Below are 23,281 nucleotides of genomic sequence, written 5' to 3' on the forward strand. Positions count from 1 at the left end.
CTCCAACCTGGCACGCATTTCGAACGAGCCGTCACGCGAGTTCTAAAGTCCCGCAGGCACCGCCTGATCGCGTCCAATGAATGCGCCTTGCGCGGTGAGTCGTTGTTGCAACTTTTCGACGGAAATGTCGCGCGGAATCGCATTGCCCGATAGCGCCAGCGCCGCCGCGGTTCCCGCCGCCTCGCCCATCGCGAAACAGGCACCCGAAACCCGCGCCGCCGATTGGCCCTCATGGGTCATCGAGGCGCAGCGCCCGGCTACCAAGAGATTGTCGACACCCTCCGGCAGCAGCATACGATACGGCAACTCGTTGAAGCCGCGCGACTGCGGGATCGGCGGAAACTCGAAGATCACGTCGCCCGCGACATGGGATTCCTTCGGCCAGCCGTTGACGCCGATCGAATCCGCAAACGACGCGCAGCCGATCACGTCTTCACCGCTTAGCATGTAACCGCCGATCAAGCGCCGGGTTTCGCGGATGCCGAGCTGCGGCGGCAAGTCGACGATGTAGGAGTTTTCGAAGCCGGGCACGGTGCGCAGGAATGCGAAGGCCTCGACCGCCTGGCGGCGGCCCTCGATCTCGCCGCGGGTCATATCGTCGGGGTCGATGCCGGAGACCGCCGTGCCGTCGCCGCGCGCAAGCTGTGTGAAATTCACCCGCCATTCGATCTGCGATTTCTGCGGCCGCACGATCGCGGCCTTGCGCGGGAATTTGTGGGTGCCGGCGGCCTCGGCCTCTTCCATCAGGGCCGGGATCGTTCGCCAGGCGTCGCCGGCCTTCGCGGGATCGATGCCGTTGAGGCGGAACATCATCGAGGGATAGAGCATGCTACCGGCGGCGTCGCCGACCTCATAGGGTGCGCCGGCCCAGGCCGCAAGGTCGCCGTCGCCGGAGCAATCGATAAAGATGCTGGCGAGCACCGCCTGCCGCCCGGCCTTGGTCTCCACCATCAGCGCGCGGATGCGCGGACCATCCATGACAACGCCGGCGCCGATCGCATGGAACAGAATGTCGACCTTGTGATGCGCAAGCAGATCGTCAGCCGCGATCTTGTAGGCCGCGGTGTCGTAGGCCTGCGCAAGGATTTTGCCGAGGATCAGATGCGGCGCGTTCAACCCGCCGAGCCGGTCGATCCGCGCCAGAAGGTCGGAGGCGATCCCCTGCACCACCCGGTGCATCTCGCCAAAGACATTGGCGTGCAGCCCGCAGAAATTGGTGACGCCGGCGGCGGTGCCCATGCCGCCGAGGAACCCGTAGCGCTCGATCAAGAGCGTGCGCCGTCCGGCGCGCGCCGCGGCGACGGCCGCCGCGATGCCCGCTGGCCCGCCGCCGAGCACGACCACGTCATACTCGCCGTAGATCGGGACCTGCCGCGCTGGTTCTTCGATCGTCCGGGGCAAATCTGACATCCCAAAATGGTCAAGCCATCATGGCTTGCGAAGACACGCTATTGCGGCACGGCGCTGCCGGAGTCCACCGCGTCTGGGGAACGGCGGCCACACAAGCCCGTTATTGCGTCCGTTTGGAGGAACTGCGACAACGGCAGCGAAAGGACCATTCGTCTTGAAAACTCCGCTTTCCTTATCGCTCGGCCTCGTCATTTGCGCCACGCCGGCCTCGGCGATCGAGCAGTGCCGCTTCATCCAGGCCAAGGCGGAACGGGAAGCCTGCTATCACCGCCAGGAGGACGAGCTTGCAGCCCGACGCAAGCCCGAGCCGGCACCATCGACATCGAGCGATTCGAAAGTCTTTGAGTCGCTGCAACAGATGCGCCACGAGGACGAAGAGGTCTATCGCAGCCTGCGCAGCATCTGCCGCGGGTGTTGAATGGCACGGCGCGAGCTACGCTTTGCCACGCCCCCAGCTTCCCGCACGCTTCTCGGCGAAGGATGCCAGCCCTTCGGCGGCTTCCGCGGTCTGCCGCTTGGCCGAGTGCAACTTGACCAGACGGGCATAGGCCGCGTCGTCGACGGCCATTCCCCCGAACGAACTCTCCATGGCCAGCCGTTTTGTCTCGGCCAGCGCGTCCGGGGCATTGGCGAGCAACTGCTCGACCACCTTGGCGCCGGCGCCATCGAGGTCGGCTAACGGCACCACCTCATGCACAAGGCCGATGCGGCGGGCATCCTCGGCGCCAAAGCGCTCGCCGGTCAGGGCGTAGCGCCGCACCTGGCGCACGCCGATCGCATCGCAGAGCTGCGGGATGATGATCGCGGCGGTCAGCCCCCAGCGCACCTCGGTGATCGAGAACAGTGCATTGTCGGCCGCGATCACCACATCGCAAGCCGCGATCACGCCGGTGCCGCCGCCGAAGCAGCCGCCCTGCACCAGCGCCACCGTCGGGACCGGCAACGTGTTGAGCCGCTGCACCGCCTCAAACGTCGCGCGCGACGCCGCCTCGTTCTCATCAGATGATTGCGGTCGCACGCCGTTGATCCATTTCAGATCGGCGCCGGCCTGGAAGTGCTTGCCATTGCCCTTGAGCACGACGACACGCGGCCGCTTGGTGGAGAGGTCGTCGATCGCCGCGAGCACGCCCTGGATCAAGGCGCCGTCATAGGCGTTGTTGACCTCCGGGCGGTTCAGCGTGACGGTCGCAACCCCACGCTCGTCAAGGCTCCACAGGACTGGGCTGGCCGGCATGCACACTTCTCCCTCTTGGCACCAGAGCATGATCCGGAAAAGTGCGTAGCGGTTTTCCCGCAACATGATCTGATGATGCACGGCACTATGGCGGAAAGCCCATCGCTTGATCCATCACTTTCCGGCACGAAGCACCCGCGCCACGCGCATGACCGGTTGCGCGAGGCGGCGCGGTTGTGGAAACTGGCAAGGCATCATCGAGAGGGCTGGTTCCACCCATGCGCATTTGCATTTTCGGCGCGGGCGCCGTCGGCAGCCACCTTGCGGTCCGGCTCGCGCGCGGCGGCCATGACGTGTGCTGCGTGATGCGCGGGCCGCATCTCGACGCGGTCAGGGCCAACGGCCTGACGCTGAAGGTTGGCGACACCCACCTCAAGGCGAGGGTGAAGGCGTCGGCCGATCCCGCCGAACTCGGGCCGCAGGATGTCGTCATCAGCACGCTGAAGGCAACCGGGATCGGCGCGCTCGCAACCGGGCTCGCGCCTCTGCTCAATGACGACACCGCAATTGTGTTCGCGCAGAACGGTATCCCCTGGTGGTACGATCTTGGCCTGCCGGCGCGACATCCTGACATCCCCGACCTCAGCTTCCTCGACCCCGGCGGGCAGCTGCGGGCGGCCGTGCCGAAGCGGCGGATCATAGGCGGCGTGATCTTTTCCTCCAACGAAGTCATCGCGCCGGGCGTTGCGGCAAATCTCTCACCCGAGCGCAACCGCCTCCTGATCGGCGAGTGCGACGATCGCCGGAGCGATCGAATCGCGCGGCTGCGCGCCGCTCTGAATGACGCCGAGATCGAATCGCCTGACGTGAAGGAAATCCGCGAGACGATCTGGTCGAAACTCCTGACCAACATGTCGATGTCGGTGCTATGCCTTTTGACAGGACAGACCGCGCGCGGCGTGCGCGACGATCCGGCGCTGCAAGACGTAATCCCGCGCCTGCTCGATGAGGCCAATATGGTTGCGACGCACTATATCCCCGCGGTTAAGCGCGTCACGCGCACCGGCCCCGCGCCGGACCACAAGCCGTCGATCCTGCAGGATTTCGAGCTTGGCCGCGTCATGGAGATCGACGTACTGGTCCGCGCCCCTGCCGCGTTCGCGCGCACGGCCGGCCTTGCCACCCCGATGCTCGACCTGATGGCCGCGCTCGCGATCAGGAAGGCGCGTGACAAAGGGCTCGACCAGGGTTGAGAATACGCGCGCAGCAGGAACAAGGCAGGACGTTGAACCATGCAAGTGAGAGGTAAGGTCTGCGTCGTCACCGGCGGCGCGAGCGGCATCGGCGAAGCAGTCGCTCGCGCCTATGCCGAAGGCGGCGCGCGCGGCGTCGTGGTCGCCGACCTCAAGACCTCGCGTGATCGGCTCGCGAGCGTCGCCGGCGATATCGACGCCCTCGCGGTGACCGCCGATGTCGGGCTGGAAGAGGACGTCAAGGCGCTGGTGGCCGCCGCCGAGGACAAATACGGGCCGGTCGATGTCTTCTTCTCCAATGCCGGGCTGTCGCGCAAGGGACAGGAGACGGCGTCGGACGCCGACTGGGACATAAGCTGGCGGGTGCATGTGATGAGCCACGTGTTTGCGGCGCGCGCGCTGGTGCCGGGCATGCTGGCGCGCGGCACCGGCTATCTGCTCAACACCGCATCGGCTGCGGGGCTGTTAGCGTCGCTGAACTCGATGCCTTACGGCGTGACGAAGAACGCGGCAGTTGCGCTCGCCGAGCATCTCGCCATTCAATACGGCGACCGCGGCGTCCGCGTCTCCGTGCTCTGCCCGCAATCGGTGCAGACGGGCATGACCACGCCGGGCCCGAGCGCTGCTCGGGTCGACGGCGTGCTGCAGCCGGCCGAAGTCGCGCGGATGGTGATCGAGGCGATGGAAGAAGAGCGCTTCCTCATCCTCTCGCATCCGCAGGTGCAGGGATACATGGAGCGCAAGGCGGCCGATCGCGAGCGCTGGCTATCAGGCATGCGCCGTCTGCGCGACCGGATCTATGGTGGCCCGGTGTCGTGAACATTTCAGCCGTCGTTGCCAGGAGTTCACGACATAATTGCAAAGCAATTTTGCGCTGAAGCGACGAAGCCATCCGTTGTCATGGTGGCGCGAACTTTTCCAGCAGTCCCGCGTAGCTTTTCGCGGCGGGCGATGCGTAGGCGCCCCGCCGCGAGGTCGTGAGCTTCAACCCGGCCAATGCCTCCGCCTGCTTCACGGCGGCGGTGACGCCGTCGACGACAGGGACGGCGAACTCTCCTGACAATTCATGCGCCAGCTCGGCCATGCCGGCACAACCGAGCACGATGGCATCGGCGCCCTTGTCGAGCGCCCGCACGATTTCCGCCTGCAGCTTCGCCTTCGCGCCCGAGCCTCGCTGCTCGAGATCCAGCACCGCAACGTCACAGGCGGTGACGACGGCACGGTCGGCAAAGCCGTAGCGACGGACCAGTTCTTCCAGAGGAACGATCGAACGAGGCAGCGTGGTGACGATCGCGATTCGCTTGGCGATCTGGCCCGCGGTGACCAACGCCGCCTCGCAAATGCCGACCACCGGGAATTGCGCCGCCGCTCGCGCGGCGTCGAGCCCGGTGTCGTCGAAACAGGCGATGATGCCGGCATCCGCACCGGGCGCGCTCTGCAATGCCGCGATCAGGCCCGGAACGGCGAAGGCCTCGTCATAGAAACCCTCGATCGAGGCCGGCCCCATCGACGAGGTCAGCGCCTCGATCTCGGTGCCCGCGGCCGCCACCGCGCGGCCCGCAGCCGCGATGGTCGCTGTCATCGATGCAGTGGTGTTGGGATTGACGATCAGGATCTTTGTCATGGATCGAGATTAGCATCCACCGCCCGGCCATGATCAAGCCGTCCGTTCAATGATCCCGGCGACCCACGCGGCGAAGGCATCGAGCACCTCGGCCATCACCTCGCGGTCATTGCGGCCGGAGCGGACCAGCACGTGGAAGGAGTGATCGGCCTCCTTCACCGGGTGCAGCGTCGCTCGCGAGCCGAGACCCTTCACCATGGGCTCGAGCAGATCGAGCGCCGCCAGCGCATCGCGCGTACCCTGCAGGAACAGCATCGGCACCTCGACGCTTTCGAGGTGATCGGCCCGTTCGCTCGACGGCTTTCCGGCGGGATGCAAGGGAAAACCGAGGAACACCAGCCCCCGCACGCCAGCGAGGGGCGTTTTCGCCTGGGCTTGCGAGGTCATGCGTCCGCCGAACGATTTGCCGCCGGCAAACAGCGGCAGATCGCCGCAACGGCGGACCGCTTCCGCCACCGCGGCCCGCACCGTCGCCTGTGCGATCGCCGGCGGGTCGGGCCGCTTGCTGCCCTTGTCCATGTACGGGAATTGATAGCGGAGCGTCGCGATACCCCGCTCGGCCAGGCCTTCGGCAATCGTCGCCATGGATGCGTGCGTCATGCCGGCACCAGCCCCATGGGCGAAGACGTAGGCCGCATGCGCGCGATCTGGCCGCAGCAGCAGCCCGGACACTGCGCCCTTGTTCGCGATTTCGATCGTGAGTTGTTGCGCGCGGGCCGCCTGCAAGTCGGCCATCTCCTTGTCGTTTGGCTCAGCCGTTTCTAGCTTTTGGCCGCGATCCGCGCAAACGTCACGGCATCCGTCCACCGATCGCGAAATGGCTCACACGCCGATTTCATTGGTGGACCAAGCGCCACCACTATAGGATGGCGATATCCGATATACACGCTAAACGCGAGGTGTTTCGGCGATTTTTAATACCTGATGAAATACCACCTGCAGTGACGGAGGATCGGAGACGGGCATGCGGCGGAAAAATGCTGTTTTTTTGATCGGGGCGTTGATTGTCGCAGGCGTCCTCTACTTCAAGGATGATCTTGAGACGCTGTGGCAGGGCTTCCACGTTCGGATCGTCGATTACCAGCCGCCGGCCAAGACGGTCTGGCTGAAGCAGAATGTCGATCCGAAAGAACTGAGCTGGTTCTATCACGCCGATCAGGGCACGCGCACTTTTGGCATTCCCTATGAGTGGTTCAAGGCGCTGGAGCAGCCGACGCTTCCGCCGCTGCTGTTCACCCGTGCCGGCCGCTTCAGCGATATCAGCTATCTCGCCCGTTACGGCTTCATTCCGGACACGGTCATCGATGGCCAACAGCATGAACTCCCGATCGGCTTCGCAAAGGGCACCGCGATGCTGGACGCGAACGGAGCTCCCTGGCGCAATCCGCGCGACAAGTCGGACATGAACGGGATCGGGCTCACCTGCTCGGCCTGCCATACCGGCAGCATCACGTACAACAACGTCCGCGTCGTCATCGACGGCGGCCCCGCGAACACCAACCTGTTCCAGTTGCAGAAGGGGCTCGGCCTGTCGCTGCTGCTGACGCGATACTGGCCCGGTCGCTTCTCCCGCTTCGCCGCCGAGATCCTCGGCGAGGATGCAACCCTTGACGAGCGCATGGAACTGCGCGCGCAGCTCGATCTGGTGTTGAAGCAGTACGCCAAGATCAAGGCGCTCGAGGACAGCGTCGCCCCCAACAGCGTCGACGAAGGCTATGCACGGCTCGACGCGCTGAATCGGATCGGCAACCAGGTGTTTGCGCTCGATCTGCAGCGGCCGCAGAACTATGCCGCCCATTCGGCGCCGGTGCACTTCCCCCGGATCTGGAACGCGCCGTGGTTCACCTGGGTGCAGTACAACCGCTCGATCATGCAGCCGATGGTGCGCAATGCCGGTGAGTCGCTCGGCGTCAGCGCCGAATTGAACCTGATCGCACCCGACAAGGGGCTGTTCAAGTCGAGTTCACGCATCGACGAGCTGTTTGCCATGGAGCGGATGATTGCCGGCCAGGACGGGCCGTCGCAAGACAAGGGCTTTGGCGGCCTGGAGTCGCCGCGCTGGCCGGACTTCTTCCCGCCGATCAACATGGACCTCGCGCGAAAGGGTGGCGAACTCTACAAGAAGATCTGCGAACCCTGCCATCTGCCGGCAATCGCGAGCAAGGCGCTGCCCGAGAACGAGGCCTATGCGTTGTTCAAGAACCCGAAGTGGTGGGTCAAGAACGACATCGGTCAACCGCTGCTCGATGTCGAGGGCATTCCGATCGATCATATCGGCACCGACCCGGCGCAGGCGGTGGACATGAAGAACCGGACACTCGACGTGCCGGCTTCGCTCGGCCTGACGAGCAGCGCCTTCGGACCCGCCCTCCGCGACGTTGTCGTGAAGGCCGCCAATTACTGGTACGTCCAGAACAACATCTCCGAAAAACGGCGCGCGGAAATGGACGGCTATCGTCCGCCCGACGTCGCCGATCCGCTGGCCTACAAGGTCCGTCCGCTCAACGGCATCTGGGCAACGCCGCCCTACCTCCACAATGGCTCGGTGCCGACCATCGAGGCGTTGCTCGGGCCGGCGGAGAAGCGGCCGTCAAAGCCCGTGCTCGGCCATCGCGAGTATGATCCGGTCAACCTCGGTTATCGCAGCGATTCCATCGCGGGCGGGTTCGCGCTCGATACCAGCCTTCGCGGCAACTCCAATCGCGGGCACGAATTCAGCAATACGAAAGGTCCCGGCGTGATCGGCCCGGCGCTCGACGCCGACCAGCGCAAGGCCCTGATCGAGTTTATCAAGACACTATGACCGACGGCGGATCGGAAACCCGTTCCGGGCGGTTTAAGCCTTGGGAGCCGGGGCCTGTCGCCGCGCCGGGCGCGTCATTGCCTCGAGCTCGAGAAGCTGGTTGAGCTGCGCTTCGGTCATGAGCTTCTCCTCCAGCACGATCTCGGCGACGGAGCGGTTCTCCTTGAGCGCGCGCCGTGCCACGCGCGAGCTTGCCTCATAGCCGAGCGTCGGCGCCAAGGCGGTGATCAGTCCGATCGAGCCCTGCACCAGGCTGCGGCAGCGCTCGCGGTCGGCCTCGATGCCCTCGACGCAGCGCTTGGTCAGGGTATCGATCGCCGCGGTCAGCATCCGCAGAGAACTCAGCACGCAATAGCCAATGGTCGGCTCGAAGGCGTTGAGCTGGAGCTGACCGCCCTCGGCGCACATCGTCACCGTGAGATCATGTCCGATCACGAGATACGCCACCTGGTTGACGACCTCCGGGATCACCGGATTGACCTTGCCCGGCATGATCGACGAACCGGCCTGCACCGCGGGTAGGCGGATCTCGCCGATGCCAGTGCGCGGCCCCGACGACAGCAGGCGCAGATCGTTGCAGATCTTCGACACTTTGACGGCGACGCGCTTGAGCACACCGGAGAACAGGACGAAGGCACCGAGGTCGGACGTCGCCTCGATCAGGTTGGAGGCCAGCACCATCGGCTGGCCCGACAGCCGCGACAGCTCCTCGACGGCGAGAGCGGCATAGCGCGGGTCGGCATTGATGCCGGTGCCGATCGCGGTCGCGCCGAGATTGACTTCGCGGAACAGGCCCGAAATCTCGTTCAGCCGCGCGACGTCTTCCTTGACCGTGGCGTGGAAGCTGTCGAACTCCTGACCGAGCGTCATCGGGACCGCGTCCTGAAGCTGGGTGCGGCCCATCTTCAGGACGTCGGCGAACTCCACCGCCTTGCCCTTGAAGGCGTAGGCAAGGTCATCCAGCGCGCGCACCAGCGGCTGGGTGGCGAAAATGACCGCGAGCCGCAGCGCGGTTGGGTAGGCGTCATTGGTCGACTGCGCCATGTTGACGTCGTCGTTGGGATGCAGCGCATGGTAATCGCCGGGCTTGCGGCCCATCAGCCGCAGCGCGACATTGGCGATCACCTCATTGGCATTCATGTTGGTTGAGGTGCCGGCGCCGCCCTGGATCGCGTCGACCACGAAGGATTCGGCGTAGACCCTGTCGGTCGCGACCTGCGTGCAGGCCGCGTCGATCGCGTCGGCCTTCTCCGGCGCGAGATAGCCGAGGCGTTTGTTGGCGCGCGCGGCGGCCTGCTTCACGAGTGCCAACGCGCGGACGAATTCTGGGAAATGACCGACCGGCACGCCGGTGATCGGAAAATTCATCACCGCGCGCTTGGTGTGAATGCCCCAAAGCGCATTGGCCGGCACATCATCCTCGCCGAGCAGATCGTGCTCGGTACGGGACAGCGCCTGCTCGATCGGCACGGTGCGGACGGTCGCGACGGCGAGTTCGCTCGGTCCGGAGCCGTCCCCAGAAGATGGCGCGGCGCTCCTGTTGGCGGTCTCAACGTTCGATTCGGCCATCGATCCCTCCCTTGCGCCTTTGCGGATCCCTGTCGTCCGCGACGCCGGCATGATGCGCCCGCCCCCGGGCAAAATCCAATCTCTAACGGCAAAGTCTTGCACAGATTGGCAGATGGAAAAGAATTCGCGGGGTGTCGGACCGGCGAGCCGGGAAGCGTCCCTTCCTCCCGGCCCGTGATAACAACAGCTTATCCACCTCACTCGGCATGTCCGCCGCGAACGGCAGCGCGGCTTTCGCCCGGACGGAGCCGCGTGCTAGATCACCTCATCGGCTGGCGCGAAACCGCCTACGGACAGGCAACCAAACCAAGAAAGAGAGCCGTGCCCAACACCAACGAACCGATGACGCTCAAATTCCGCTGCCCGGCGGAACTTGAGGGCAAGATCCCGCCGCCGGTACCGGCGACCTTGGGCCTTCCCGGCTGGCTCAAGGCGATGCCAACCCAGGCCTTCAACGCAATCAACATGCGCGACGAGGACACGGTCAAGCGCTGCCCGCCATTCGTCGACGCGATGACCTGCGGCTTCCTGCTGCCGCTGATCTGCGATCTCAAAGTTGAGAACGGCGAAATCACCTGGGACAATGATATCCCGCCCGGCGGCGAACTCGATTTCCCGCGCTCGCCGGTGGGATTCCATGACGAAAGCCAGGTGAAAGGCTCGCCGCTGTTCGAACCCGACCGCTTCGTAATCAAGTTTCACAATCTGTGGACCATCGAAGCGCCGGAAGGCTACGCGCTGTTCTTCACCCATCCGGTCAATCGTCTCGATTTGCCCTTCACGACGCTGAGCGGGCTGGTCGATTGCGACCGCTTTCGTGACAGCTGGATCCACTTCCCGGCGCATTGGCACAACAAGGAATTCAGCGGCGTGCTGCCGAAGGGCACGCCGGTCGTGCAGTGTCTGCCGGTCAAGCGCGACAACTGGGTCGCGGAGACCGCAGCCCTGACCCCCGACGAGACGCAGCGGGTGCATGAGCTGACCAAGAAGATCAGCCGCGAGCCCGGGCTCTATCGACGGCAATTCCGGGCTTGAAGCATGATCCGCAAACGTGCGTAGCGGTTTCCCTCGCGACAAACGCGTAGCCTTTGCGTCTAGATCATGCTCCGTCAGTTCAGGACGGTTCGCTCAGAAACTTCGCCACCGCGCTCGGGCGGAAGAAGAAGCGGCCGTGCGACGAGTGGACCAGCGCATAGGTGGTGCGACCGATCATTTGCGGCCGGCCGCGCAACGCCAGCCGCAAATTGGCCTCGCCGGCATCGCGGTCACCCATTTCGAGAAGACAGGCCGAGAGATCGGCGCGCGTCACGGCGTCGTCCGGACGGAGCGCAAGCGCGTGTCGGTAGCTGTCAGCAGCCGCGGCATAATCGCCATCGAGCAGCAGAACGCGCGCAAGCGTCGTCAGGATGTCGAGATGTCCCGGTGCGGCCTCGCGCGCCTTCGACAGGATCGCACGTGCCCTGCCGCGCGCGTTGCGCTGGATGAGCAGGCGCGCCAGATCAAGTTGCAAATCGACGGCCCCCGGCGCCAAGGCAACCGCACTTTCCATGACAGCCGCAGCGTCGGCGGCGCGCCCGTCCCTGGATAATTGGCCCGCCAGTTCCTGGAACGCGGGCAGGAACGGCGGCTTGCGTTCGGTGGTCCGGCGCAGCAGATCGATTGCCTCGGCGCGGCGGCCGGCGCCGCCGAGCGCCGCGCCCAGCAGGGTCTCGATACCAGCATCGCTGACCCGGCGCGCAACCCGTTCGAGCGGCGCGATCGCCTCCCCGCCACGGTTCTGCGCTATCAGCGCCCGCGCCAGGATCGTCGTCGCGGCAATATCGGTCCGGCTGGATTTCAAGACCTCGGCCGCGAGCCGCTCGGCCTCGCTGAACTGCCGCATCTGCAGCGCGAGCGCGGCACGTTGCAGCGCCTGGGACTGATTGTGCCCGTGGCTCGCGGGGGGGACGGTGGGATGCTTCGGCATCAGGCTTGTAATGTATTGGTCATCTCAGCCGTTATCGCCGGACATGGAGGGGCCGTCCAGCAAAAGTAGCATGAAGACGACAGGACGGCTTGCTCAGCTACGCTCGGCTTCGCCCAACGAAATCAGGTTCCCAATTTGGGTAGATCTTGCATGTCGCATGCAAGGACGCGATTTCTCAAGTTCGTTGGCCGCAATATGTTACTTTATTTTTATCTCATCCCAACACGGGAGCATTCAAATGGCTCCGCGCAAAATAGCGGTTTTGTCTCTTTGGCTTCTGACAGCGAGCGTCTCCAGCGCGACGGCTGGAGGCTTTCAGCAACAGGGATCGCGTGAAACTCCGAGCAAGGAAGCTCATCGCGGAAACCACGATCGCACCGCGATGTATTTGTGGCGGGAAACCTATGATGCGCCGAACAGGCGGCTCGTATCCGGCGAGCGCCCGCAAAATGGAATCAGGTCGACATATCCATGGCGGATAACGTATACCGCACCCAACAGGCGATTCATCTATCGTGTCGGCGATCGCGGAAAAATACCGACGTGTTACAGCGAAGCCCTCATCGAGTTCGCCTGGTATATCGTCGATAACACCGGCTGCAGATAGTTTGGATTCTGACAGAAGGCCTTGCTCGGCTCCCGGAAGCGGAAGCCGCCACTTTGCCCAGGCGCATTCACTCCGGGAATCGTGGCAGCGCAACGCCATCCTTCGGCATCGGATAACGAGCCGTGTTCAGCTGCATCGCGAGCAGCGTGTAGTAACTGTTAATGCCAACCAGATCGACAACCCCCGTCTTGCCGAAACGCTTCTCGGCGCGAGCAAACGACGCGTCGGATACGCGCTTGTTCTTGTGCAACTCAGTAGAAAAATCATACACGATCTCTTCGTCCTCGCTCATGCCGCTGGGACGTCGCCCGTCTCGGATGGCGTCAATGGTTTCTGGCTTGATGCCGGATTTAAGCGCTATGGGCTTGTGCACGTACCATTCGTAGTCCTGGGTCCATTCGCGCGCGGTAATAAGAATGACCAGTTCAGATAGCGTATTGCCGATCGCGGATTTGTACCGCAGATAGTCGCCCATGGCGCGAGCTTGAGACATGACTTCCGGGCTATACATCAACGGTTCGAACGGCCCGAAAACAGGGACCTTTCTCGCGTCCAGGAATTCCGCGGCAGCTTTCTTTTGAGCGTCCGTGTACTGGTCGGGCGGAATCGTCGGAAGACGCTCTTGCGCCGACGCTGCAGCCGAAAACATGAACGAGACAACTGTCGCGGTAAGCGCTGTCGCTAGTTTGGTCATGGGCCTACCCGTTTCCCCTCGCGCTCATATGGCGCGCCAATTACCGCCGAAACCCACCAGCTTCAAGTTGACAGCCGAGTCAACAAATCAATCTTGCTTGATCCATCCGACCAGGAAGCAGCCTCCCGAACGACCTCGTATATTGCGGCGAGGAAGGAGGGACGTCGGGCTTCGGCTCCAAGGGGCCGATCCCTTGAATGTCAAGTGCGGCGAGCGTTTCGACGAAAGGCCTGCTTCTCTCCACCATACTCGGAGAAGGGTGCAGCGCGGGGACGGCGCTTTCGCGCCGCTCTTAGAACTGGCGCCAAGCGCGGCCGCGCTACGGATTTTAGCGTGACGGGACCCGTCGAGGTTATCAGCTGTCTTTGATCCGTTCATGATCCCGTCGTCATCGGGCCGGACAGCTATCGCGCGCTCGCTTGACGCGGCACGCTGATCGGCATCGGTGAGCGCCTCCGCAGCGGAGTCCGCCGCGTTCGAGGTTCCAGTGCGTGCGGTTTGATGGCTTCAGCGCTAAGGTGCGATCAGGACCGTTTGTTCTCATCAAGACCGGCGACCTCGCGGTGCCGGACAACGACTCCGGCGCCGCCGAGCGTGTCCGCTGGAAACGCTTAGAATGGATCCACGTTATCGGGATTCACGTTCAATATGGTGACCACCACAAAAGGTCTGTCTATTTCCCGCGGCTTCCCTGCCCGCTGGTCCGCTGGTGAAAACGGCGATGGCACGAAGCCTTGTTCGATGATCACGCCGATTTCGCGAAAATAGGGAAAGTCCGATGCCAGGATTTGCATGACACTTTGAACGACCGTGAGGCGAGCCCCACGCATGCAGATTCGCTTGATCTCGCGTTTCATAAAGCGGTCTATGGGAGCACTCCGAACACAGATATCGCTAACGGTGTGCTTGGGGATCGACGACGTAAGCCGACGGCCCTTGAGGGGAACGCCCAGCATATCAGGATCCAATGCCGGATCAGGCATGCAATCTTCAAAGCCAATGGCTTCCTTTATTCCTCCGATATTTATCTTCCGACCGATCCCCAGGGGGTTCATCGGTGTGCCGACATGGCTCATAGTGCCGTCTGGCGACAACTCGATTTCTGCGTCGCTTGAAGGCGGAGGACATCTGGTGTGATCGTGCGGCGGCCCAAAATCGTCGAAGGCTACCAAAGCGGATGAGGCCGGAGATTCATTTTCAAGGATGTCCATTTCGTTATCCAGACGCTCGATGGTCATCTGACCGACAATGTCGTCCGGGGTATTCTGATAAGTCCTATTGATGATGTTGCGTGGCGGTCCCTTGAACGCCCGAACTGCCTTGAGAGTGGAAGGCCCAAAATTCCCGCTCGCGATCTCGCCAGGGCTAATCACAGCCACGCCCAGACTCATCAGCGCCTTTTGGATCAGGCTAACATGTTCCCCACGCGATCCGGGGATCACGTGCTCACTAGGAATCTTGAGACACTTTTGAAGCTTCTCGTTGTCGCGGAAAAGTTTGGAAGCCAGACGGGGCTTCGTTACGACCGGTACAACCATGGCCTTCCCTCCTGCGCTGGGTGGCCTAAAGGCTCTATTATTCAGTCCAAAGTTCGCCTGTCCGACACACCCACCGATCTCGCAATTTTTTTCACAACGATCCTGGCAGTGCCGCCCTCCGGCGTTGCCCTCGCTGCGGGGGGTGCTGACAGCACCCCATAGTGGCGGCGCGGCGATCGGGCGCCAGCGGCTCGATAGTGGGTCGATCTCGATCGTCCTAGGTTCATCCTTCGCTGGTCCTTTGATGGCGCTCCGCTGTGCTCGCGCATGCGGGATGCACCGCGCCGGAGATCATGACTGTGAGCGGCCACTCGACGCCGGCACAGGTACAGACCTACATCGACGAGCACATGTCCGAGGCGGCAATGACGAAGCTGGCGAACAGCTCCAGAACACCGATTGGCTAGCAGTTCCGGAATCGAGTGACTAACGGGAAGTCAAGCTATTGAACATGCAGGAGGAAGATTTGGATGTGGCGATCCCGGGAAGACTCGAACTTCCGACCTACGGTTTAGGAAACCGTCGCTCTATCCGGCTGAGCTACGGGACCGCGATCCCGCGAGACGGCAGCGGGCATGGCCATCCCATAGCAGAGGCGCCGGCTGATCGCCAGCCTGCGCAGACATCTCCCATGCGCGAAGTTGCGCCGATTGAACCGCGTGCATCGGGCCCAGCGTTGACGGTGCGCCCTCTACGCCGCCCGGCCGGCCGGCTCCGTCGACTCAGACCGGCGTGCCGGCAGATATTCGATCGCCTCGTCCTTCATCGCACCGAATCTCAAGCTGACGATGTCGAGCGCATAGTTCTGATACAGCCGCCACGGCCGCCGCGAGCCCTGCTTGGGCATCTTGTGAACGGCGCGCTGCACATAGCCGGAGGAGAAATCGACCCACGGCAATTCGGTGATCGTGGGATCGTTGCGGCGCGGCGTGCATTGCGCGTAGCCGTTCGCCTTCATGTAGTTGAGCATGCGGCAGACATACTCGCAGGTCAGGTCGCATTTCAGCGTCCATGACGCATTGGTGTAACCGAACGCGGCTGCGAGGTTCGGCACGCCGCTATACATCAGCCCCTTGTAGCTCATGGTCTTCGAGAAATCGACGCGCGTGCCGTCGACGCTGACATCGAGCCCGCCCAGCACCTGCAGATCGAGGCCGGTCGCCGTCACCACGATGTCGGCGTCGAGTTCCGTACCCGATTTCAGCCTGATCCCCTTCGCTGTGAAGGTGTCGATCTCTTCGGTGACGACCGACGACGTGCCGTTCCTGATCGATTCGAAGAGATCGCCGTTCGGCACCAGGCAGAGACGCTGATCCCACGGCTTGTAACGCGGAGTGAAATGCGTCGCGACGTCGTAGTCCGGACCCAGCGCGGCGCGCACGCCGCCAAGAATGAGCTTCTTGACGCGCTCGGGATTGCGCTTGCAGAGCCGGTAGAAATACATGCCCAACAGCACGTTTTTCCAGCGCGTGATGCCGTAGGCGGCCATGGCCGGCAGCCTCGCCCGCAGCCAGTCGGCGATCTTGTCCTTGTCCGGGCGCGCGACCACGTAGGTCGGCGACCGCTGCAGCATCGTGACATGCGAGGCCGCCTTGGCCAGTTCCGGCACCAGCGTCACCGCGGTCGCACCGCTGCCGATCACCACCACCTTCTTGCCGGCGTAGTCGATGTCGTCGGTCCACTTCTGCGGATGGACCACCCGGCCGGAAAAATTGGCGATGCCGGGAAAGTCAGGCGTATAACCCTTGTCGTATTTGTAGTAGCCGCTGCACATGAACAGGAAGTTGCAGGTGAAGCGCTCGATTGTCCTCTCCGCGCCGCGCTCGACTTCCACCGTCCATTGCGACTCCGCCGACGACCAGTCGGCGCGCACCACGCGATGGTTGAAGCGGATATTCCTGTCGATCCCTGAGAGGCGCGCGGTTTCGCGCACGTAGTTGAGGATCGACGGCCCATCGGCGATCGCCTTCGGCTCGGTCCAGGGCCGGAACGAATAGCCAAGCGTGTACATGTCGGAATCGGAGCGAATGCCGGGATAGCGGAACAGATCCCAGGTGCCGCCGATGCAATCGCGCGCCTCTAGAATGGCGTAGCTGCGGTCCGGGCAATTCTTCTGCAGATGATGACCGGCCCCGATGCCGGAGAGGCCCGCGCCAACGATCAACACGTCGAAATGAGCGGACATGCCTCGGCTCTCCTAGCCATTCGTGCTGACAATGCTTCCTGTCAGACACCTTGACATCTGACAATGCATCGTGTCAATATCATACTTCATGGAAGCCAGCCGCAAAGCCCGACTGTATGGCGGCATGAACGCCGACGCGCGCCGTGCCGAACGCCGGCTGCGGCTCATCGACGCTGCGATCGAGGTTTATGGCGAGGTCGGCTACCGCGGCGCGACCGTGAAGGCGATCTGCGAAGCCGCCGAATTGACCGAGCGCTATTTCTACGAATCCTTTGCCAACAGCGAAGCGCTGCTGATCGCGGCCTATACCCACGTCGTCGGCCGCCTTCATGAGGAAATGGCAGCCGCCGCCAATGCCGCGGGCACCGACTCCGAGGCCAGATTGCTTGCGACGCTCACGCTCTACTTCACGCGGCTGAAGGAACATCCGAAGCCGGCGCGCGTGTTCCTGCTCGAGATATCCGGCATCAGCCCGGCGGTCGATGCGGTCAAGCTCGACGCGCTGCGCACGTTCAGCGACATCCTGGTGCCGCCACCCGTCGATCCAAAACGACACGACAAGGACCCTTCCGCCGCGCTGCTGCCGATCGGCATGGTCGGCGCCGTCGTCAGCATCGCGCTACGATGGGTATCCAAACATTATCCGCAACCGGTGGACGAAGTCGTCGCGATCGCCGCCGCATTCTGCCGCGTGGCGTTCGACGGTACGAAGAGCGGGACATTCTTGCGTTCGGTATAGGAGACAGACCGTGCGAGCTGCAGTCTTCAGGAACGGAAACATCGTCACGGATACCATTCCCGACCCTGTGCCGGCGGCCGGACAGGTTCTGGTCAAGACGCTGGCTTGCGGCATTTGCGGTTCGGATTTGCACGCGCGCAAGCACGCCGGACACACCGCGAAATTGATGAAGCATTTCCCCGGCCGCAGGCCGATGGACCTGTCGCGCGATGTCGTGTTTGGCCACGAATTCTGCTGCGAGGTGCTCGACCACGGGCCGGGGACCGAAAAGCGCTTCAAATCTGGCACGCGCGTCTGTTCGATGCCGATCCTGCTCGGCGCGAACGGGCCGCAAGGCATCGGCTATTCCAACGACATCGTCGGCGGCTACGCCGAGCGGATGGTGCTGAGCGAGCCGTTGATGATCGAGGTGCCGAACGGCCTCGCCGCCGAGCACGCCGCCTTGACCGAGCCGCTTGCGGTCGGCATCCATGCGGTGGCAAAGGCCAACATCAACGGCGATGAGGTGCCGCTTGTGATCGGTTGCGGACCGATTGGTCTCGCCGTGATCGCCGCGCTGAAGCTGCGCGGTCTGCACCCGATCGTGGCATCAGACTATTCGCCGGCACGGCGGGCGCTCGCGGCGAAGATGGGCGCCGATGTCGTGGTCAATCCCGCGGAGACGCAGCCGTTCACGGCCTGGGCGCAGCACGCGGAAATGACGCCGGAGCAGACGGCGGCGCGGCCGCCGCTCCGGTCTTTCCTGCCGCCACTCAAGCCCGGTCTGATTTTCGAATGTGTCGGCATTCCCGGATTGCTGCAGCAGGTGTTCGAAGGCGCGCCGCGCGATGCTCGCATCGTCGTTGTCGGCGTCTGCATGGAAAGCGACACCTCCGAACCCCTGCTCGGCGTGCTCAAGGAGTTGTCGTTGCAATATGTCTATGCCTACACGCCGGACGAATTCGCGCTTGCGCTGCGCCTGATTGCCGAGGGCGAGGTCGACGCGGCCGCAATGGTCACCGCCACCACGGGCCTCGACGGCGTGGCGCAGGCTTTTGCGGACCTCGCCAATCCTGAACGGCACACCAAGGTCATCATCCGGCCCGACCACTGATTCCGAGGCGCGATTGAGCGGAAGGTCGGCCGCCCGGGGCCGATGATCGGCAGCGGGTGGAGCAAGCCAGGAATTCTTCAATTAAATTAAAAGCATGTGCTGTGTCGCACGAGCCACAGCCGCAACCCGGCAGGTCCGCCAGTTCCATCATCGCCCGGTTCCAGCGTGACAAGCGCGGCCAAAATGGCGACAATGGGGTGAATCAGTGTTCGTTCGAGTTTGACTCAATGTCCGTGATCGTTTCACGACCATCGGCGTTCGCCATTGCTGCGGTTGTCGCTTGCTTCGAGTTGGCGCCGATGAGCGGATATGCGCAATGGTGGCGCAGCGGACCCAAGGACTTCGAGGATTGCGCCGATCTCGCCGAAAAGGCGAAGACGAAGCAAGACAAGACTGCGCAACTTGCCGAATGCAACGCCAAATTCGCCGGACGCCGCAAGCCCGGCGGTGGCTACACCTATTACGACTTCATGCAGGACCGCTCCTTCGATATTGCCGGGCCCAATCCGACGCCCGACGAACAAAAGAAGATCGACCAGGAATACACACGCTACCTGGAGAGCCAGCGCCGATCGAACATCGCGGCAGCGTTCAATGCGAAGCAGCTCGAGCGCCAGGAGCAGCAACAGGAGCAGCAGCAGGAACAACAACCGCAGGAACAACGACCGCAGCAACAGCCGCGGCGGCAAGTCGAGCCGGTATCCCTGCGCGCCGAGACCGCGAAGGTGCCGGTGCCAGTCGCAAGCCCGGTCAAGCACGCTGCGCGCATCAGGGCCGCCCAATGCGCCAAGAACTCCTTCTCGTGCGATTGGCCGCTGCTTTCTCAAGGCCTCGACGACCTCAAGAAGCTGTTCACCTCGCAGCCGTCGCCACCGGCCAAATCGGCAAAACGGGGCTGACCCTCGCAGTCCCCGCGAGCCATCGTCGACCGGGGAGAGCGGCGGCTCCGCGCCGGCCGTCCTGCCGCCAGATGAAACATTCATCCTGCGTCGACACTGCCCGATCCCCGATCATCAGGCAGGCGCGCATGACCCGTTGTCCAAATCAGCGCTCGCGCCGAAGTGCGGGTGATGGCGTCTGAAGATACGAGCCGCGTTCAAGGATCGCCCTCAACATAAGGCTTGCACAACTCAACGGCGATCTCGCCGGTATTGACGCGCACCGTCAGGTTGCCGCCGATTCCGCGCCGCGGTAGAATATTATGAGTTGGCGGCCTTTGGTTGAGTTATTCCATGAAGTGCTTGAAATGCCAGCACGAAAATCGACCAGAAGCGAAGTTTTGCGAGGAGTGCGCGGCTCCTCTCGCACCTGATTGCCCCAATTGCGGCAGCCCCGTTCTGCCAGGCTCCCGGTTTTGTTCGCAATGTGCTCACCCGATCGGACAATATCCGGAGCATCGCGCGACAGATCGATTTCGATCTCCCGGCACCTACACACCCAAACACCTCGCTGCAAAGATATTGACGTCGAAGCAGGAGTTCGAGGGCGAGCGCAAGCAGGTCACCGTTCTCTTCGCCGACATCGTGGGCTCGTTTGGAATCATCGCCGATCGCGATCCGGAGGAGGCGCAGAAGCTTCTCGATCCGATCCTCGATCTCATGCTGGAAGCCGTCCACCATTACGAAGGAATGGTCAGCAGGGTCATGGGCGACGGGATCATGGCGCTGTTCGGCGCCCCCGTTGCGCATGAAGATCATGCCGTCCGGGCCTGCTATTCGGCCCTGCGAATGCAGCAGACGATCTCGCAGCGTGCCGAGGAGATTCGCCGGCTCCATGGCACGCCAATTACGATACGTGTCGGCATCAATTCCGGTGAGATCGTGGTGTCGTCGATCAACAACGACCTCTACATGGACTACACGATTGTCGGACAGACCGCCCATCTCGCGTCCAGGATGGAGCAAATGGCACTGCCGGGCTCGATCCTGGCAACCACCGACACAATGCGCCTGGTCGAAGGATATGTGGAGGCGAAGCCGCTGGGCGCGCTGCCGATCAAGGGACTGGCCTATCCCGTCGAAGTCTATGAGATCACCGAGGGTGGCACCGAACGCACGGGGTTTCAGGCGGCGGCGTGGCGCGGGCTGACGCCCTTTGTCGGACGCACGCTCGAGATGAAGCAGATCGAGCAGGCGCTCGAGCATGCGCGCGCCGGGCACGGCCAGGTCGTGGCCGTCGTCGGCGAGCCCGGCATGGGCAAGTCGCGCCTGATCCACGAATTTGTCCATTCGAGCCGCACCACAGGCTGTCTGCTGCTCGAGACAAACTCAGCGTCGTACGGACACGCAGCGTCATATCTCCCGGTGATCGAGCTGTTGCGCCACTATTATTTCAAGATCAACCGGCGCGACGATCCGAACTCGATCCGTGAGAAGGTGACCGAGAAGGTCCTGTCGCTCGACCCCTTGCTGCAGGATACGATTGCGCCGCTGCTCGATCTCCTGGATGCGCTGGACGCGGGGCATCCCTTTCAGTCGCTCGATCCCCTTCAGCACCGACAACACACCTATCAGGCCATTACCAAACTGCTGTTGCGCGAGAACCGCGTGCAGCCCGTTGTCGCGGTCTTCGAGGATTTGCACTGGAACGATTCGCTGACGCTAGGCCTGCTCGACGAGATCATCGTGAATGCGCGCGATGCGCGGCTGCTGCTGCTCGTCACCTACCGTCCCGAATTCCAGGACCAATGGAAGGGGCGGCCGAACTATCGAAATTTGCGTCTTGAGCCTCTTGAGAGTGAGAGCCTGACCGAACTGCTGCAATCCCTGCTTGGATCCGATGCGGCGCTCGACGGCCTCAAGCGATTTGTTCTCGATCGCGCAGGGGGAAATCCGTTCTTTCTCGAGGAGTTGGTCCGCACGCTGGTCGATCGCAAGGTGCTGCAGGGGACACGCGAGCATTACACCATCAACAAGCCGTTCTCGGGAAACGAAATCCCCCCGACGGTACAAGCCGTTCTGGCGGCGCGTATCGATACGCTCCCCAAAGCCGAAAAAAGACTGCTCCAGGAAGCATCCGTCGTCGGCCAAGATGTCCCGCTGTCGCTGATTCATGACATTTGCGGCCTCAATGACAGCGAACTCCGCGGTCTTCTCGGCAATCTTCAAGCGGCGGAATTCATTTATCCCACCCAGCTTTTTCCTGACCTGCAGTTTTCCTTCAAGCATGCCCTCACCCACGACGTCGCCTACGCGGGCCTGCGAAGCGACAAGCGGCGCGAGATCCATCGACTGGTGGTCGACGCGATCGAACGTCAATATGCCGGCCGGATCGGCGAGCAGGTCGAACGCCTGGCTGATCATGCGCTCCGCGGTCAGCTCCCGGAGAAGGCGGTGATGTATCTGCGCGAGGCGGGACGAAAGGCCGCCGATCGCGAGGCCTATCCCGAGGCGGTCATCCTGCTCGAGCAGGCTCTCGACGCCCTGGCGCAACTGCCACAAGACATCGAGACGATCCGCAAGGCAATCGACATCCGGTTCGACATCCGCAACGTTCTGCAACCGCTTGGTGATCGCAGGCGCATCGCGACATATCTGGACGAGGCTGGCGGGCTGGCGGCCCAGATTGACGACAAGCAGCGCATGGGCTGGGTGCAATCCCATCTGACCGAGCAGTTCTGGATGCTCGGCCAATATCCACAATCGATCGATGCAGGCGAACAGGCGCTCACCGTGGCCGACCAGGTCTCCGATCTGCCGCTGCGGGTGGTCACGAACCTGCCGCTCGGCCTGGCGCACCATACGCGCGGCAGTTATGCGAAAGCCCGGGAGTATTTTGGCTGGAATGCGACCAATTTGAACGGCGAACTGGTCGGTGAGCGCTTTGGCATGTTTGTCCTGCCGTCCTCATTCTCACGAAGCTTCATTGCGTGGGGCCTTGCCGATACCGGTAATTTTTCCGAGGCGTTCAGTATCGGCGAGGATGGGCTCCGGATCGCAGAAACGGCGGGCCACCCATTCAGCTGCGGTTATGCCCATCTGGGACTGGGCGTTGTCGCGTTGCGCCAGGGTAATCTGCGCCGGGCACTGCGTTCATTCGAGCGCTCCCTGGCAGCGGGAGCCTTCGCCGACAGCCCGGTCGGATTTGCCTACGTCTCGCTGCACCTCGGCTATGGACTTGCCCTGTCCGGCCGCGCCAATGAGGGCATTCCCATTCTCGAGCGGAGCATTGAACTGGCGCAGTCGCGCGGGTTCGTTGCGCGTCACGCCCTTCGCCTCGCTTATGTCAGTGAAGCTTACCTTTTGCTCGGAAGGGACAATGACGCGCGCAACGCTGCGCAACGCGCGCTCGAATTGGCGCGCCAGCACGGCGAACGAGCCAACGAAGCATATTCGTTGCGAATGCTGGGCGAGGTTGAGTCATATCGGAACGAATTGGGCGACGCCGAGGGCTGGCTCACGGAAAGCCTGTCCCTTGCCACGGAGCTCGGCATGCGGCCGCTTGCCGCGCATTGTCACAAGGCGCTCGCGAACGTGTTCGATCTGCAACACCGGAAGGTTGAAGCGGAGCGCCATCGCGATATCTCCGCCGCGATGATCGAGGCCATGGAGATGCGCTTCTGGGCATAATCTTGTGAACCGATGCGCGCCGGGGTAGGCTTCATGATTATTGCGGCCCTAGGTTGAC

Annotated in this window: 18 protein-coding genes, 1 tRNA gene and 1 pseudogene; 10 read left to right on the plus strand and 10 right to left on the minus strand. The window is 63.0% G+C overall.

All coding sequences use genetic code 11. From position 1 onward, the window contains the following. Nucleotides 1-42: 42 nt before the first annotated feature. Complete coding sequence (locus JQ553_RS02295) at nucleotides 43-1,410, minus strand: FAD-dependent oxidoreductase (protein WP_212498259.1); 1,368 nt, start codon at nucleotides 1,408-1,410, stop codon at nucleotides 43-45. 154 nt (nucleotides 1,411-1,564) lie between these two features. Here JQ553_RS02295 and JQ553_RS02300 point away from each other — a divergent pair, with 154 nt between their 5' ends. Then, nucleotides 1,565-1,828, plus strand: a complete 264-nt coding sequence (locus JQ553_RS02300; RefSeq protein ID WP_212498260.1) for a hypothetical protein — start codon at nucleotides 1,565-1,567, stop codon at nucleotides 1,826-1,828. Nucleotides 1,829-1,843: 15 nt separating this feature from the next. Here the strand turns inward: JQ553_RS02300 and JQ553_RS02305 are convergent, their stop codons facing one another. Beyond that, nucleotides 1,844-2,644, minus strand: coding sequence for an enoyl-CoA hydratase-related protein (locus JQ553_RS02305; protein ID WP_212498261.1), 801 nt, complete (start codon nucleotides 2,642-2,644; stop codon nucleotides 1,844-1,846). 218 nt (nucleotides 2,645-2,862) lie between these two features. On the opposite strand from JQ553_RS02305, the gene JQ553_RS02310 reads away from it, so the two are divergent. Together JQ553_RS02310 and JQ553_RS02315 are read left to right on the plus strand one after the other, a co-directional pair. Further along, nucleotides 2,863-3,837, plus strand: coding sequence for a ketopantoate reductase family protein (locus JQ553_RS02310; RefSeq protein WP_212498262.1), 975 nt, complete (start codon nucleotides 2,863-2,865; stop codon nucleotides 3,835-3,837). Nucleotides 3,838-3,876: 39 nt separating this feature from the next. Beyond that, a complete protein-coding gene (locus tag JQ553_RS02315; protein WP_212498263.1) occupies nucleotides 3,877-4,656 on the plus strand; it encodes an SDR family oxidoreductase in 780 nt (259 codons plus the stop codon). Nucleotides 4,657-4,735: 79 nt separating this feature from the next. Here the strand turns inward: JQ553_RS02315 and JQ553_RS02320 are convergent, their stop codons facing one another. After that, a complete protein-coding gene (locus JQ553_RS02320; RefSeq protein ID WP_212498264.1) occupies nucleotides 4,736-5,461 on the minus strand; it encodes an aspartate/glutamate racemase family protein in 726 nt (241 codons plus the stop codon). A 33-nt stretch (nucleotides 5,462-5,494) separates the two neighbouring features. Beyond that, on the minus strand, nucleotides 5,495-6,187 hold the full coding sequence (locus JQ553_RS02325) for an alpha/beta family hydrolase (RefSeq protein ID WP_212498265.1): 693 nt from the start codon (nucleotides 6,185-6,187) through the stop codon (nucleotides 5,495-5,497). A 238-nt stretch (nucleotides 6,188-6,425) separates the two neighbouring features. Here JQ553_RS02325 and JQ553_RS02330 point away from each other — a divergent pair, with 238 nt between their 5' ends. Beyond that, nucleotides 6,426-8,264, plus strand: a complete 1,839-nt coding sequence (locus JQ553_RS02330; RefSeq protein WP_212498266.1) for a di-heme-cytochrome C peroxidase — start codon at nucleotides 6,426-6,428, stop codon at nucleotides 8,262-8,264. A 33-nt stretch (nucleotides 8,265-8,297) separates the two neighbouring features. On the opposite strand, the gene JQ553_RS02335 is transcribed toward JQ553_RS02330, so the two are convergent. Continuing rightward, nucleotides 8,298-9,833: an aspartate ammonia-lyase gene (locus JQ553_RS02335; protein WP_212498267.1), complete on the minus strand. Its 1,536-nt coding sequence runs from the start codon at nucleotides 9,831-9,833 to the stop codon at nucleotides 8,298-8,300. Between the two features lie 342 nt (nucleotides 9,834-10,175). On the opposite strand from JQ553_RS02335, the gene JQ553_RS02340 reads away from it, so the two are divergent. Then, nucleotides 10,176-10,868: a hypothetical protein gene (locus JQ553_RS02340; protein WP_212498772.1), complete on the plus strand. Its 693-nt coding sequence runs from the start codon at nucleotides 10,176-10,178 to the stop codon at nucleotides 10,866-10,868. A gap of 79 nt (nucleotides 10,869-10,947) precedes the next feature. Here JQ553_RS02340 and JQ553_RS02345 read toward each other — a convergent pair whose 3' ends face one another. The 5 genes from JQ553_RS02345 to JQ553_RS02365 all read right to left on the minus strand — a co-directional run bounded on the left by JQ553_RS02345 (nucleotide 10,948) and on the right by JQ553_RS02365 (nucleotide 16,823). Next, nucleotides 10,948-11,799: a tetratricopeptide repeat protein gene (locus JQ553_RS02345; RefSeq protein WP_249143891.1), complete on the minus strand. Its 852-nt coding sequence runs from the start codon at nucleotides 11,797-11,799 to the stop codon at nucleotides 10,948-10,950. A gap of 674 nt (nucleotides 11,800-12,473) precedes the next feature. Next, nucleotides 12,474-13,100, minus strand: coding sequence for a carboxymuconolactone decarboxylase family protein (locus JQ553_RS02350; RefSeq protein ID WP_212498268.1), 627 nt, complete (start codon nucleotides 13,098-13,100; stop codon nucleotides 12,474-12,476). Between the two features lie 611 nt (nucleotides 13,101-13,711). Continuing rightward, the gene (locus tag JQ553_RS02355) at nucleotides 13,712-14,638 is read right to left on the minus strand and encodes a peptidoglycan-binding protein (protein ID WP_212498269.1); all 927 of its coding nucleotides are present in this window, start codon (nucleotides 14,636-14,638) and stop codon (nucleotides 13,712-13,714) included. A 473-nt stretch (nucleotides 14,639-15,111) separates the two neighbouring features. Then, nucleotides 15,112-15,188: transfer RNA gene (locus JQ553_RS02360), tRNA-Arg, on the minus strand. Between the two features lie 141 nt (nucleotides 15,189-15,329). Beyond that, the gene (locus JQ553_RS02365; RefSeq protein WP_212498270.1) at nucleotides 15,330-16,823 is read right to left on the minus strand and encodes an NAD(P)/FAD-dependent oxidoreductase; all 1,494 of its coding nucleotides are present in this window, start codon (nucleotides 16,821-16,823) and stop codon (nucleotides 15,330-15,332) included. A gap of 70 nt (nucleotides 16,824-16,893) precedes the next feature. Between JQ553_RS02365 and JQ553_RS02370 the strand changes: the two genes are divergently transcribed. The 5 genes and pseudogenes from JQ553_RS02370 to JQ553_RS02385 all read left to right on the plus strand — a co-directional run bounded on the left by JQ553_RS02370 (nucleotide 16,894) and on the right by JQ553_RS02385 (nucleotide 23,223). Beyond that, nucleotides 16,894-17,562: a TetR/AcrR family transcriptional regulator gene (locus JQ553_RS02370; protein WP_212498271.1), complete on the plus strand. Its 669-nt coding sequence runs from the start codon at nucleotides 16,894-16,896 to the stop codon at nucleotides 17,560-17,562. 10 nt (nucleotides 17,563-17,572) lie between these two features. Continuing rightward, nucleotides 17,573-18,655: a zinc-binding dehydrogenase gene (locus JQ553_RS02375; protein ID WP_212498272.1), complete on the plus strand. Its 1,083-nt coding sequence runs from the start codon at nucleotides 17,573-17,575 to the stop codon at nucleotides 18,653-18,655. A gap of 227 nt (nucleotides 18,656-18,882) precedes the next feature. Next, the gene (locus JQ553_RS02380; RefSeq protein WP_409363017.1) at nucleotides 18,883-19,554 is read left to right on the plus strand and encodes a hypothetical protein; all 672 of its coding nucleotides are present in this window, start codon (nucleotides 18,883-18,885) and stop codon (nucleotides 19,552-19,554) included. 333 nt (nucleotides 19,555-19,887) lie between these two features. Then, nucleotides 19,888-20,028, plus strand: a pseudogene (locus JQ553_RS35195) (zinc-ribbon domain-containing protein); the annotation flags it as partial. Nucleotides 20,029-20,115: 87 nt separating this feature from the next. Further along, a complete protein-coding gene (locus tag JQ553_RS02385) occupies nucleotides 20,116-23,223 on the plus strand; it encodes an adenylate/guanylate cyclase domain-containing protein (RefSeq protein WP_249143892.1) in 3,108 nt (1,035 codons plus the stop codon). Nucleotides 23,224-23,281 lie beyond the last annotated feature (58 nt).

It is taken from the genome of Bradyrhizobium lablabi, from assembly GCF_018131005.1.
Lineage (GTDB): Bacteria > Pseudomonadota > Alphaproteobacteria > Rhizobiales > Xanthobacteraceae > Bradyrhizobium > Bradyrhizobium lablabi_D.

Bases quoted from the DNA above. Each gene is read 5' to 3' on its own strand.
- JQ553_RS02335 (WP_212498267.1), bottom strand. From the start codon at position 9,833: ATGGCCGAATCGAACGTTGAGACCGCCAACAGGAGCGCCGCGCCATCT.
- JQ553_RS02320 (WP_212498264.1), bottom strand. From the start codon at position 5,461: ATGACAAAGATCCTGATCGTCAATCCCAACACCACTGCATCGATGACA.
- JQ553_RS02380 (WP_409363017.1), top strand. From the start codon at position 18,883: ATGTCCGTGATCGTTTCACGACCATCGGCGTTCGCCATTGCTGCGGTT.
- JQ553_RS02305 (WP_212498261.1), bottom strand. From the start codon at position 2,644: ATGCCGGCCAGCCCAGTCCTGTGGAGCCTTGACGAGCGTGGGGTTGCG.
- JQ553_RS02340 (WP_212498772.1), top strand. From the start codon at position 10,176: ATGACGCTCAAATTCCGCTGCCCGGCGGAACTTGAGGGCAAGATCCCG.
- JQ553_RS02330 (WP_212498266.1), top strand. From the start codon at position 6,426: ATGCGGCGGAAAAATGCTGTTTTTTTGATCGGGGCGTTGATTGTCGCA.
- JQ553_RS02315 (WP_212498263.1), top strand. From the start codon at position 3,877: ATGCAAGTGAGAGGTAAGGTCTGCGTCGTCACCGGCGGCGCGAGCGGC.
- JQ553_RS02295 (WP_212498259.1), bottom strand. From the start codon at position 1,410: ATGTCAGATTTGCCCCGGACGATCGAAGAACCAGCGCGGCAGGTCCCG.
- JQ553_RS02355 (WP_212498269.1), bottom strand. From the start codon at position 14,638: ATGGTTGTACCGGTCGTAACGAAGCCCCGTCTGGCTTCCAAACTTTTC.
- JQ553_RS02350 (WP_212498268.1), bottom strand. From the start codon at position 13,100: ATGACCAAACTAGCGACAGCGCTTACCGCGACAGTTGTCTCGTTCATG.
- JQ553_RS02345 (WP_249143891.1), bottom strand. From the start codon at position 11,799: ATGCCGAAGCATCCCACCGTCCCCCCCGCGAGCCACGGGCACAATCAG.
- JQ553_RS02310 (WP_212498262.1), top strand. From the start codon at position 2,863: ATGCGCATTTGCATTTTCGGCGCGGGCGCCGTCGGCAGCCACCTTGCG.
- JQ553_RS02365 (WP_212498270.1), bottom strand. From the start codon at position 16,823: ATGTCCGCTCATTTCGACGTGTTGATCGTTGGCGCGGGCCTCTCCGGC.